This window comes from Herbiconiux oxytropis (assembly GCF_024979315.1).
GTDB classification, from domain to species: domain Bacteria; phylum Actinomycetota; class Actinomycetes; order Actinomycetales; family Microbacteriaceae; genus Herbiconiux; species Herbiconiux oxytropis.
In genome coordinates this window covers 221,825-233,677 of sequence record NZ_JANLCK010000006.1, presented here as the reverse complement: position 1 = coordinate 233,677, position 11,853 = coordinate 221,825, and the positions used below count along the sequence as shown (strand labels likewise).

10 protein-coding genes are annotated in these 11,853 nt (G+C 70.6%); 6 read left to right on the top strand and 4 right to left on the bottom strand.

The features are described from left to right. The first annotated feature begins 102 nt into the window (after positions 1-102). The 6 genes from N1028_RS12880 (at position 103) to N1028_RS12855 (ending at position 7,157) form a co-directional block, all read left to right on the top strand. A complete protein-coding gene (locus tag N1028_RS12880; protein WP_259529608.1) occupies positions 103-918 on the top strand; it encodes a sulfite exporter TauE/SafE family protein in 816 nt (271 codons plus the stop codon). Between the two features lie 38 nt (positions 919-956). After that, positions 957-2,108, top strand: coding sequence for a LacI family DNA-binding transcriptional regulator (locus N1028_RS12875; RefSeq protein ID WP_259529599.1), 1,152 nt, complete (start codon positions 957-959; stop codon positions 2,106-2,108). A 159-nt stretch (positions 2,109-2,267) separates the two neighbouring features. Continuing rightward, on the top strand, positions 2,268-4,010 hold the full coding sequence (locus N1028_RS12870; RefSeq protein WP_259529597.1) for a xylulokinase: 1,743 nt from the start codon (positions 2,268-2,270) through the stop codon (positions 4,008-4,010). Positions 4,011-4,110: 100 nt separating this feature from the next. Then, positions 4,111-4,857 (top strand): L-ribulose-5-phosphate 4-epimerase, encoded by a 747-nt coding sequence (locus N1028_RS12865; protein WP_259529596.1) that lies wholly within the window; start codon positions 4,111-4,113, stop codon positions 4,855-4,857. Continuing rightward, a complete protein-coding gene (araA, locus tag N1028_RS12860) occupies positions 4,854-6,377 on the top strand; it encodes an L-arabinose isomerase (protein WP_259529593.1) in 1,524 nt (507 codons plus the stop codon). Before N1028_RS12865 ends, araA begins: the two co-directional genes overlap by 4 nt. 114 nt (positions 6,378-6,491) lie before the next feature. Then, positions 6,492-7,157: a cyclodeaminase/cyclohydrolase family protein gene (locus N1028_RS12855; protein ID WP_259529591.1), complete on the top strand. Its 666-nt coding sequence runs from the start codon at positions 6,492-6,494 to the stop codon at positions 7,155-7,157. Between the two features lie 49 nt (positions 7,158-7,206). Here N1028_RS12855 and arfA read toward each other — a convergent pair whose 3' ends face one another. Genes arfA through N1028_RS12835 form a run of 4 tightly spaced genes read right to left on the bottom strand, consistent with a single transcriptional unit; the run spans position 7,207 to position 11,849 of the window. Beyond that, on the bottom strand, positions 7,207-8,724 hold the full coding sequence (gene arfA / locus N1028_RS12850) for an arabinosylfuranosidase ArfA (RefSeq protein WP_259529590.1): 1,518 nt from the start codon (positions 8,722-8,724) through the stop codon (positions 7,207-7,209). 1 nt (position 8,725) lies between these two features. Beyond that, positions 8,726-10,045, bottom strand: coding sequence for a family 1 glycosylhydrolase (locus N1028_RS12845; RefSeq protein ID WP_259529588.1), 1,320 nt, complete (start codon positions 10,043-10,045; stop codon positions 8,726-8,728). Positions 10,046-10,053: 8 nt separating this feature from the next. Next, a complete protein-coding gene (locus N1028_RS12840; RefSeq protein WP_259529587.1) occupies positions 10,054-10,899 on the bottom strand; it encodes a carbohydrate ABC transporter permease in 846 nt (281 codons plus the stop codon). After that, complete coding sequence (locus N1028_RS12835; RefSeq protein ID WP_259529586.1) at positions 10,899-11,849, bottom strand: carbohydrate ABC transporter permease; 951 nt, start codon at positions 11,847-11,849, stop codon at positions 10,899-10,901. The genes N1028_RS12840 and N1028_RS12835 overlap by 1 nt, the downstream gene beginning before the upstream one ends. Positions 11,850-11,853 lie beyond the last annotated feature (4 nt).

Below are 11,853 nucleotides of genomic sequence, written 5' to 3'. Positions count from 1 at the left end.
GCCTCGTGACCCGCACCACGACCCTCGAAGGCAAGCGCGCAGCGCGCGGCAGCCCTGTCGACAAGGCAACCCCAGACCCCGCTCCTCCCTAGAGTAGAACCGATGACCACAGGCACCCTCTTCGGCGACATCACCATCACCGTCGCCCTGCTCGTGCTCCTCGCCGCCTTCGCCGCGGGCTGGATCGACGCCGTGGTCGGCGGCGGCGGCCTGCTCCAGCTCCCGGCGCTCCTCCTCATTCCGGGCATCTCGCCCGTGCAGGCGCTCGCCACCAACAAGCTCGCCTCCGTCTTCGGCACCACCACGAGCGCCATCACCTGGTACCGCCGCACCAGACCCGACCTCCGCACAGCACTTCCCATGGCCGGCATCGCCCTCGTCGGCAGCTACGCCGGTGCCACCCTCGCGTCGCTCCTGCCCGCAGCCGTCTTCAAACCGATCATCGTCGTCGCCCTCGTGGTCGTGGCCGTCGTCACGATCGCCCGGCCTGCCCTCGGCAGCAGCATCCGGCTCCGTCACTCGGGCCGCAAGCACCACCTCATCGCCGGCCTCCTCGGTCTCGTCATCGGCTTCTACGACGGCCTGATCGGTCCCGGCACCGGCACCTTCCTGATCATCGCGCTCATCACGGCGCTCGGCTACGACTTCCTGCTCGCGAGCGCGAAGGCGAAGATCGTCAACGTGGCCACCAACCTCGGCGCCCTGGCGTTCTTCATCCCGCACGGCGAGCTCCTCTGGGCCCTGGGCCTCGCCATGGGCGTGGCCAACATGGCCGGCGGCTACCTCGGCTCCCGGATGGCGGTGGCCCGCGGCAACCGCTTCATCCGGGTCGCGTTCCTCACGGTCGTCGCCGTGCTCATCGTGAAGGTCGGCTACGACGTCTGGACCGAGAACCTCGCACCACTGCTGGGCGCCTGAGCACCCAGGACCGGGCCAAGCACCATAATCGGAGGATCATGACCGCCGACGCCGAGCCCACCCCCGCCGCTGTGCCCGCGTCCACGCCCGCGGCCGCAGCACCCCCCGCCGCAGCACACCCGCCCGCGGCACCCGCCGCCGCAGCACCCCCCGCCGCAGCACCCCCCACTGCGCCTCCCCCCGCGGCCCGTCGCCCCCCGCGGGCCGCGAGCGTCTTCGACGTGGCGAAACTCGCGGGCGTCTCCCACCAGACCGTCTCCCGCGTGCTCAACGACCACCCGAGCCTTCGCCCCACCACCCGCCAACGGGTGCTCGACGCCATGCGCGAGCTCGACTACCGCCCCAACCTCGCCGCGCGGGCACTCGTGACGAGCCGGTCCCGGATCGTGGGCATCCTCTCCACCGCCGGCGGCGAGTACGGCCCGTCGTCGAGCATCGCGGCCGTCGAGACCGCAGCGCGCGGCCGCGGTTACAGCGTGAGCATCGCCAACGCCGACGGCCTCGACCAGGCCTCGATCGACGAGGCCCTCAACCACCTCGTGGCCCTCGCCGCCGAGGGCATCGTGGTGATCGCCCCCCAGCCCAAGGTGCTCGACACCCTCGCGAAACTCACCTTCAGCGTTCCCTACGTGACCGTGCAGACCCTCGGCACCACCGACGAATCCGAGACCGCCCTCGACCAGCTGCACGCCGCACGCCTCGCCACGGCCCATCTCGCCGAACTCGGGCACACCCGGATCGGGCACCTGGCGGGCCCACAGGACTGGATCGACGCCTCCTCCAGGCTCGCCGGCTTCCAGCAGGAGCTCGCCGCGCGGGGGCTGCCGGAGGCACCGATCGTCACCGGGGACTGGAGCTCGGAGTCCGGCTACCGCGAGGGCGCCGCACTGCTCGCCCAGGGCGTGACCGCCGTGTTCAGTGCGAACGATCAGATGGCGCTCGGGCTGCTGCACGCGGCGCACGACGCGGGGCTCCGGGTTCCCGACGACCTCAGCGTGGTGGGTTTCGACGACACCCCCGAGGCGCGGCACTACCTGCCCGCACTCACCACCGTGCGCCAGGACTTCGCCGAGGCCGGCCGGCGCGCTCTCGACCTGCTGCTCGACGATCGGGATGCGGCGCCGTCGGTCGATCCCGTGCTCGTGCTGCGGGAGTCGACCGCAGCACCGGCGAGCACTCCGGATGCGTAGGCGAGCGAGCACTCCGGATGCCTGGTCCGCGAGCACTCCGGATGCGGAGACGGCACACTTCCGGATCGACCGCGTTTCGCCTACACTCGACCTTAATGTGATCGATCACATTAACGATCGCCCGATGATCGCCTGCAGAGCCGAAGGAGTCCGAGCACCATGAGCGAGCCCGCCACCACCCCCGCGGAGGCGATCCTCTCCGGCCGCACCTCCCTCGGCATCGAGCTCGGCTCCACCCGCATCAAGGCCTGTCTCATCGCCGACGACGACCCCACCCAGGTGCTCGCCGTCGGCAGCCACGACTGGGAGAACGAGTTCGTCGACCGCGTCTGGACCTACTCGCTCGACGCCGTCTGGACCGGCCTCCAGCAGGCCTACGCCGCCCTCGTCACCGACGCCGAGACCCGGCACGGCGTGCGCCCCGACACCTTCGGCGCCCTCGGCATCTCGGCCATGATGCACGGCTACCTCGCCTTCGACGCCGAGGGCTCGCTGCTCGTGCCCTTCCGCACCTGGCGCAACACCTCCACCGGCCCCGCCTCCGCCGAGCTCACCGAGCTCTTCGGCCTCAACATCCCGCTCCGCTGGTCGATCGCGCACCTCCACCAGGCCGTGCTCGATGCCGAACCCCACGTGCCGCAGATCCACTCCATCACCACCCTCGCGGGCTACGTGCACGAGCGCCTCACCGGCCGCCACGTGATCGGCATCGGCGACGCCTCCGGCATGTTCCCCATCGACTCCAGCACCCTCGACTACGACGCGGAGCTGGTGGCGCGCTACGACGCACTGAGCGCTTCGGCATCCCCCGCGAGCGCATCCGGATCCGACGCATCCGCCCCCACCCTCGCCCGCCCCCTCGCCGACCTGCTGCCCGAGGTGCTCGTCGCCGGACAGCCCGCCGGCGAACTCACCGCAGAGGGCGCCGCCCTCCTCGACCCCACCGGCACCCTCCGCCCCGGCATCCCGCTCTGCCCGCCCGAGGGCGACGCGGGCACGGGCATGGTCGCCACCGCCTCCGTCGCCCCGCGCACGGGCAACGTCAGCGCCGGCACGAGCATCTTCGCCATGATCGTGCTCGAGCGCCCCTTGGCCGAGGTGCACCACGAGCTCGACCTCGTCACCACCCCCGCCGGCGATCCGGTCGCCATGGTGCACTGCAACAACGGAGCGAGCGAGCTCGCCGCGTGGGCCGGCCTGTTCACCCGCTTCGCCCAGGCGAGCAGATCCGCATCCGGATCGGCAACCGGATCCGCAACCGGTGCGGCAACCGGCGCGGCCGACAGCGACGCCGTCTTCGACATCCTCTTCCGCGAGGCCCTCGAGGGAGAAGCGGATGCCGGCGGCCTCCTGGCCTACAACCACCTCTCCGGCGAGCCGATCGCAGGACTCGACGAGGGCCGCCCCCTCGTGGTCCGCACCCCCGACAGCCGCCTCACCCTCGGCAACTTCATGCGCGCGCAGCTCTACGGGGTCTTCGGCACGCTCGCCCTCGGCATGCGGGTGCTCCACGGCGAAGGCGTCGCCATCGACTCGATGTTCGCCCACGGCGGCATGTTCCGCACCGCCGGGGTCGCGCAGCGCTTCCTGGCCGGCGCGCTCGACGCCCCGGTCTCGGTGGCCGCGACCGCCTCCGAGGGCGGCCCGTGGGGCATCGCGGTGCTCGCAGCCTTCGCCTCAGCCACCCGAGGCGGCGCCGCTCAGGTCGGCGGCTCCGAGGCCGGCACCACCCAAGCCGCTGCCACCCTGGATCTCGGCACCTACCTGCGCGAGCGCGTCTTCGCCGACGCCCCCTTCGACACCACCGCGCCCGACCCCGCCGACGTCGCCGGCTTCGCCACCTACCTCGAGCGCTACCGCGCCGGCCTCGCCGTCGAGCGCGCCGCCGTCGAGAGCCTCTGAACCCCGTCCCGTCGTCCCCGCCCATCCGCCGCGACCACCCGCCGCGACCACCCGGACCGGCACGCGATCCCGCCCCGACCTCCCCAAGGAGCACCACCCCATGACCGACCTCCCCGCCCCCGGTGACACGGCGGCCCCCTTCGCACCCACGGCCGCACTCGTGGCCGAGATCGCGCGCGTGCGCCAGCAGGTCAGCGACCTGCACTCCCAGCTGGTGCGCTACGGGCTCGTCGTGTGGACCGGTGGCAACATCTCCGGCCGGGTCCCCGGATCCGACCTCTTCGTGATCAAGCCCTCGGGCGTCGACTACGACGACCTCGCGCCCGAGAACATGATCCTCTGCGATCTCGACGGCACCGTCGTCCCCGGCACCGAAGGCTCGGACCGCTCGCCGAGCAGCGACACCGCCGCCCACGCCTACGTCTACCGCAACATGCCCGAGGTCGGCGGGGTCGTGCACACACACTCCCCCTACGCCGTGGCCTGGGCCGCCCGCGGCGAGTCGATCCCCTGCGTCACCACCGCGATGGCCGACGAGTTCGGCGGCGAGGTGCCGCTCGGCCCGTTCGCCATCATCGGCGACGACTCCATCGGCCGCGGCATCGTCGAGACCCTCAAGGGCCACCGCTCGCGTGCCGTGCTGATGAAGAGCCACGGCCCCTTCACCATCGGCAAGGACGCCCGCGACGCCGTCAAGGCCGCCGTCATGGTCGAGGACGTCGCCCGCACCGTCTTCTTCGCCCGCCAGCTCGGCGGCCCCCAGCCCATCGAGCCGAGCGCCATCGACTCCCTCTTCAACCGCTACCAGAACGTCTACGGACAAGACCCGACAGGATCCCTCGCATGACCCGTCTCAGCACCTCCCTCGAGCCCTTCGAGATCTGGTTCTTCACCGGCAGCCAGAACCTCTACGGCGAGGAGACCCTCCGCCAGGTCGCCGAGCAGTCGCAGCAGATCGTCGCGACCCTCGACGGCTCAGGCGAGATCCCCGTCACGATCGTCTGGAAGCCGGTCCTGAAGGACAGCGAATCCATCCGCCGGGCCGCGCTCGACGTCAACGCCGACGACCGCGTGATCGGCGTCATCGCCTGGATGCACACGTTCAGCCCCGCCAAGATGTGGATCGCCGGTCTCGAGGCGCTCACCAAGCCGCTGCTGCACCTGCACACCCAGGCGAATGTCGAGCTGCCCTACGCCGACATCGACTTCGACTTCATGAACCTCAACCAGGCGGCGCACGGCGACCGCGAGTTCGGCTACATCCAGACCCGCCTCGGCGTGGCCCGCAAGACCGTCGTCGGCCACGCCACCAACCGCCGGGTGCAGACGCAGATCGCCGGCTGGGCGCGCGCAGCCGCCGGATGGCAGGCCGTCAAGACCCTCAAGCTCGCCCGGTTCGGCGACAACATGCGCTACGTCGCCGTGACCGAGGGCGACAAGACCGAGGCCGAGATCCGGTTCGGTGTGCAGGTCAACACCTGGGGCGTCAACGAGCTGGCGGAGGCCGTGGCCCTCGCCGAGGCCGACACCGCCGCCGTCGACGCCCTCATCGCCGAGTACGAGGAGCTCTACGACGTGGCCCCCGAGCTCCGCGCAGGAGCCGAGCGCCACCAGTCGCTGCGCGACGGCGCCGCCATCGAGATCGGTCTCCGCTCGTTCCTCGAGGAGGGCGGCTTCGGCGCCTTCACCACGAGCTTCGAAGACCTCGGCGCCCTCAAGCAGCTCCCCGGCCTCGCCGTGCAGCGCCTGATGGCCGAGGGCTACGGTTTCGGCGCCGAGGGCGACTGGAAGACCGCCATCCTCGTGCGCGCCGCCAACGTCATGGGCGCCGGCCTCCCGGGAGGTGCGAGCCTCATGGAGGACTACACCTACGACCTCGTCGACGGAGCCGAGACCATCCTCGGCGCCCACATGCTCGAGGTGAGCCCCTCGCTCACGACCGCACGCCCCTCGCTCGAGATCCACCCGCTCGGCATCGGCGGCAAGGACGACCCGGTGCGCCTGGTCTTCACGGCCGACCCTGGCCCGGCCGTCGTGGTCGCGCTGAGCGACATGCGCGACCGCTTCCGCCTCGTCGCCAACGTCGTCGAGGTCGTCGAGCCGCGCGCTCCGCTGCCGAACCTCCCTGTCGGCCGCGCCGTCTGGCGTCCGGCCCCCGACTTCGCCACCTCGGCCGCCGCCTGGCTCACCGCGGGCGCCGCGCACCACACGGTCATGTCGACGGCGGTGGGCGTGGAGGTCTTCGAGGACTTCGCCGCGATCGCCAAGACCGAGCTCCTCACGATCGACGACGCCACGACCCTCCGCGGCTTCCAGAACGAGGTCCGCTGGAACCAGGCCTACTACCGCCTCGCCCAGGGCCTCTAGCTCCCCCCTCCCCTACCCACCTCTGCCGAACCGTCACTTTCCACGCAAAATCCCCTCGGGAGGCGTGGAAAGTGACGTCTCGGCAGAGGGACCTGGGTGGGGCAGAGTGGTGGGATGAGCGACGACACCGCGCGCGAGGTCAGCGCCCGCCACTCCGGCCTGCGGGAATGGACCGCCCGCCTCGCGGAGCCCGTGGGTGACCCGGGCGGCGGGGCCGCGGCGGGCGTGATGCTCGCGATGGCCGCCTCGCTCGCCGCCATGGCCGCCGCCTACACGGCGCCCGAGCGCTACGAAGCGGCCGCGACCGCTCCGGGCGGGAGCGAGCACGTGCACGAGCACGTGCGCGCCGCCATCGCCTCCCGCGCCGCCGCCCTCCGCGAGCGGGCGCTCGAGCTGGCCGATCTGGACGGCGACGCCTCCCAGCAGTTCGGCGAGGCCTTCCGCATCCGCGAAGCACCCGAGCGCGAGCACGCCATCCGGGAGGCGAGTCTCGACGCCGCCACCTCCTCCGAGTCGCTCGGCGACGCCGCCCTCCCCCTCGTGACCGACCTCGAGTGGCTGCACGCCCACGCGAACCCGGCAGTTCACGCCGACGTCGTCGTCGCCTGCGCCGCCCTCCGCGGAGCCCTCGCCGGCGCCCGGGCCAACCTCGTGGCCGACACCGGCATCCTCGCCTCGCACACCGACGGCGACCCCGCGGCGGAGTCGGCCCGCCCGGAGCTCGATGCTGCAGCCGACCGCCTCACGGCAGCCATCGCCCGCCTCGACCAGCTCGCCTGAACCGACGCCGACGCGCAGCACCGACATCGACTCACCGCACCGCGCGGCCTCACCCCTCGAAGCTGATCACCGTCCACGACACCGCCGGGAGCTCCACGGTCACCGCTCCGGCGGGCGACACCGCGAGGCTGGTGTTCTCCCGCGGCGCCACCCGCTCCGGCTGTTCGAGCGTGTTGACCGCATACGGATCCGCATCCGAGAGCGTCACCGCCGACCACGCGCCGAGCGAGCCCAGCTCCGACACGTCGAACGACAGGGTCGTGCTCGCCTCCTGCGACCGGTTCACCACGAACACGCTCGTGCGCCCGGTCTCCGGATCGTGCGTGGTCACCGCGTCCACCACGGGCACCGTTCCGTAGGCCGCCGTCTCGTAGGTGTCGCTCTCCACCCGCGTCTGCACGGTCGAACCGGTCGCGAGCGCCGAGGTGAGCGCGAACGGGAAGAACGTCGTCTGCTTCCACGCGATCCCTCCGGGTTCGGTCATGATCGGTGCGATCACGTTCACGAGCTGGGCGAGCGAGGCACTCGTCACACGGTCGGCCCGGCGCAGCAGCGAGATGAGCAGGTTGCCCACCACGACCGCATCCGCCACCGTGTAGGCGTCCTCGAGCAGCCGCGGCGCCACGGGCCAGTTGTCGACACCCGTGAGCTTGTCGACCTTCTCGAACCGCTCGTTGTACCAGACGTTCCACTCATCGAACGAGATGTTCACGACGTGATCGCTGCCCTTGACCGCCTTCACGTGATCGATCGTGGAGACGACCGAGGCGATGAACGAATCCATGTCGACGGCCGAGGCGAGGAAGCTGCCGAGGTCGCCGTCCTTCTCCTCGTAGTAGGCGTGGCACGAGATGTAGTCGACGTCGTCGTAGGTGTGCGTGAGCACCACCCGCTCCCACTCCCCGAACGTCGGCATGTGCGCGCTCGACGAGCCGCACACCACGAGTTCGAGCGAGGGGTCGAACGCCCGCATCGCCTTCGCCGTCTGGGCGGCGAGCTTGCCGTAGTCGTCGGCCGAGCGGTGCCCGAGCTGCCACGGCCCGTCCATCTCGTTGCCGAGGCACCACATCCGCACATCGAAGGGAGCGGGACGCCCATGAGCGGCCCGTTGCTCGGCGAGCGCCGTGCCGGAGGCGAGATTCGAGTACTCGAGCAGGTCGAGCGCCTCGAGTGTCCCCCGGGTGCCGAGGTTCACAGCCAGCATGAGCTCGCTGCCCACCGTCTCGAGCCAGGATGCGAACTCGTGCAGTCCCACCTCGTTGGTCTCGGTCGAGTGCCAGGCGAGGTCGAGCCGCGTCGGCCGCGATTCCACGGGGCCCACGCTGTCCTCCCACCGGAACCCCGACACGAAGTTGCCGCCGGGGTAGCGGATGGCGCTCACCCCGAGCTCTCGCACCAGGTCGACGACGTCGGTGCGGAACCCCCTGTCATCCGCGGCGGCGTGCCCCGGCTCGTAGATGCCGTCGTAGACGCTTCGCCCGAGGTGCTCCACGAAAGAGCCGAACACGCGGCGGTTCACCTCGCCAATGGGAAGGCGGGTGTCGAAGATCAGTCGTGCGGTGCTCATGTCAGTCTTTCGGGGAGGTGGGCCCGCCGAGAGCGGCGAGCGGGGAGGGCGAGGCGGATGCCGCGGCGAGCGCGTGCTCGCGGAAGCGGTCGGCCACGGGGTTGCGGCGGCGCAGGAGCGGGCCGGCGGGGTTCTCGACCAGATCGAACAGCCCCATGCTGAGCCGGTGATCGGCGCGAGGAGCGGTGCTGTGCCGGTAGGTCCACTCGTACATGTCGAACAGCGGCCACCACGTGTAGCCCACGAGCGGCAGTCCCTCGGCCCGTGCCTGGGCGAGGGCGGCGACCGAGCGGTCGAGCCAGTCGATCCGCACCTCGGGGCTGTCGGTCACGCAGGTCTCCGTGAGCATCACGGGCGCCCCGTAGCGCTCGGCGTAGTCCCGCAGCGACGCCACGAGCCCTGCGGTGCCGTCGTCGAGCGTGGGCCTCGGGTCGGCGAAGCCGCCACCGTGGTGCACGCCCGCTTCGAAGAGCTCGGTGGAGTGCCGCGGGTAGTAGTTGACGCCCATCACGTCGGGCTGCACGGCGTTCGAGGCGAACCACTCCAGCAGATCGTCCGAGACACCGTTCTCGCCGAGCATCCGGCGAAGCGGATGCGCCTGGCCGACATGACCGGTCACCAGGTCCTCCACGAGGAACGCCTGGTGCCGCAGCCGTTCGGCGTTCTCCCTGTGCTCCGGCGATGCGGTGTCGCCGGCGTAACGCATGGTCGCCTCCACGTGCACGAAGGTCGCCGCCTCTCCGAGCACCTCGGCGATGCCGCGCTGGCTCAGCACGAACCCGCGGGCGAGGGCGGAGGAGATCTGCACGAGGCCGGACCGTCCGCTCAGATACGGCGGCCAGTAAGAGTACTCGCCGCTGAAGAGCGCGTGGATCATCGGCTCGTTCACGGGCGTGTAGTCGGTGGCCACGTCGGCATAGCGCTCGGCCACCGCCACCGCGTACTCGGCCGCCCGCTCGGGGTAGTCGGGGTGCGCGAACTCACGCTCCAGCCAGAGCGGCGTGCCGTAGTGCAGCAGGTCGACCACGGGCCGGATGCCGGTCTCGCCGAAGGCGGCCATGGCCCGGTCGAGCCAGGTCCAGTCCCACTGCCCTGGCGCGGGATTCACCCGGTGCCACGGCACGCCCCAGCGCAGGAACTCCGCGCCCACCGAGGCGGCGAGCGCGAGATCCGCCTCCACGAGCTCGTAGTGGTCGGTGAGCTCGTACTCGTCGACCGCCCGCTCGCCGGGGCGCTCCTGGGGCACGAAGGTGTCCTCGATCCCGAGTCCGAAGTGCATCCGGCCGTCGTCGTACCACGCCGGCCCGGTCTGTTCCGTCATCGTCACTCCTATTTCAGTCCGGTGCTGGCGACGCTCTCGATGAAGCGCCGCTGCACGAAGAGGAACATGATGGCCAGCGGGACCACCGCGATGAGCGAACCCGCCATCATCACGCCGTAGGGCACGATCCCGCTGGGTCCCGTGAGCAGTGTGAGGCCCGAGGTGATCGTCCCCATCTCCTGCTTGGTGGTGAACACGAGCGGCCAGAGCAGGTCGTTCCAGTTGTTCACGAACGTGTAGATGCCGAGGGTCAGCAGTGCCGGCACCGCGTTCGGCAGCACGACGCTCCGGAAGATCCGGAACTCGCTCGCGCCGTCGATCCGCGCCGCGTTGTCGAGATCGCGCGGGAGCGAGAGGAAGAACTGGCGCAGGAAGAAGATGCCGAACGCATCCGCCGCCCGCGGGATGATGAGCCCCCAGAAGGTGTTCACCCAGCCGAAGTCGGCCACGAGCTGGTAGATCGGGATGAGGGTGGCCTGGAACGGGATCATCAGGCTCGCCACGATGATGAGCAGCAGCACCCGGCTGCCCTTGAAGTCGATGCGTGCGAGCACGTAGGCCGCGAGCGAGTCGAAGACGAGGGCGCAGAGGGTCACGCCGCCCGCGAACACGAAGCTGTTGAGGATGAGCCTCGCGAAGGGCAGCTCGGTGAAGATCCGGGTGAAGTTGTCGAGCGTCCAGTCCGAGGGCAGGAGGGAGGGCGGGAACGCGTTCACCTCGGCCACCGGCTTGAAGGCCGTGAGCACGATGATGATGATCGGCAGCAGCACGAGCAGCCCCACGATCAGCATGGCCACGAAGAAGAGGCCGGAGCCGACGGTGCGCAGGCGTCGGCGCATGTCGAGAGCGGTCATCAGGCGGTGTCCTTCTCACGGCGCCCGGTGAAGAAGAACTGCACCAGGCTGAGGATCAGTGTGGCCACGAGCAGCACATAGGACAGCGCCGACGCGAACCCGAGTTCGAGGTCTTTGAAGCCCGACTGGTAGATCTGCATCACCACGGTCTGGGTGCTCCGGTACGGGCCGCCGCCGGTCATCACGTAGATCTGATCGAAGGCCTGCAGCGCTGCGATCGTGGCGATGATGAGCACGAAGCCCGTCGTGTTGTTCAGCAGCGGGAGCGTGATGTTCCTGAACCGCGACCACGGTCCCGCGCCATCCATCTTCGCCGCCTCGTAGAGGCTGCTCGGGATGTCCTGGAGCCCCGCGAGGAACACGATCATGTAGAAGGCGAAGTTCTTCCACACCGCCACGACCACCACGGTGGGCATCGCGAGCACCGGATCCTGGAGCACGTTTCCGATGCGGATGCCGAAGGTCTGCAGCCAGTAGTTGACGAGGCCCACCTGCGGGTCGAGCAGGTACTGCCAGGCGAAGGCCGCCACGGCGAGCGAGACGATGAAGGGAAGGAAGAGCCAGGTCCGGAACATCCCGCGCAGCGGGAGCCGCGGGCTGTTGAGCGCCATCGCGAGCACGAGGGCGAGGATCACGGCGAGCGGCGTGAACATCACGGTGTAGAGCACGGTGTTGCCCATGGCCCGGAGGATGTTCGGGTCACTGAACACCTCGACGTAGTTGTCGAGGCCGATGAACTCCTCCTGGCCGAAGCCGCTCGCGTCGGTGAACGAGAGCCGGAGGGCCGAGAGCATCGGCCAGAACACGAAGAGCACGAGGATGGCGAGGGCCGGCAGGAGGAAGCCGGCGATCGTCAGCCGGCGCTTGGCCTGGCCGCCGATCGGGCCCCGCCCGCCGAGCTGGCCCGGGGGCCGGTAGCGGCGGGCGGGGCGCGTGTCGGATGCGGTCATCGGG

Excerpts from the sequence above, each read along its gene's own strand:
- N1028_RS12880 (WP_259529608.1), top strand. The coding sequence starts at position 103 with ATGACCACAGGCACCCTCTTCGGCGACATCACCATCACCGTCGCCCTG.
- N1028_RS12875 (WP_259529599.1), top strand. The coding sequence starts at position 957 with ATGACCGCCGACGCCGAGCCCACCCCCGCCGCTGTGCCCGCGTCCACG.
- N1028_RS12870 (WP_259529597.1), top strand. The coding sequence starts at position 2,268 with ATGAGCGAGCCCGCCACCACCCCCGCGGAGGCGATCCTCTCCGGCCGC.
- N1028_RS12865 (WP_259529596.1), top strand. The coding sequence starts at position 4,111 with ATGACCGACCTCCCCGCCCCCGGTGACACGGCGGCCCCCTTCGCACCC.
- araA (WP_259529593.1), top strand. The coding sequence starts at position 4,854 with ATGACCCGTCTCAGCACCTCCCTCGAGCCCTTCGAGATCTGGTTCTTC.
- N1028_RS12855 (WP_259529591.1), top strand. The coding sequence starts at position 6,492 with ATGAGCGACGACACCGCGCGCGAGGTCAGCGCCCGCCACTCCGGCCTG.
- arfA (WP_259529590.1), bottom strand. The coding sequence starts at position 8,724 with ATGAGCACCGCACGACTGATCTTCGACACCCGCCTTCCCATTGGCGAG.
- N1028_RS12845 (WP_259529588.1), bottom strand. The coding sequence starts at position 10,045 with ATGACGGAACAGACCGGGCCGGCGTGGTACGACGACGGCCGGATGCAC.
- N1028_RS12840 (WP_259529587.1), bottom strand. The coding sequence starts at position 10,899 with ATGACCGCTCTCGACATGCGCCGACGCCTGCGCACCGTCGGCTCCGGC.
- N1028_RS12835 (WP_259529586.1), bottom strand. The coding sequence starts at position 11,849 with ATGACCGCATCCGACACGCGCCCCGCCCGCCGCTACCGGCCCCCGGGC.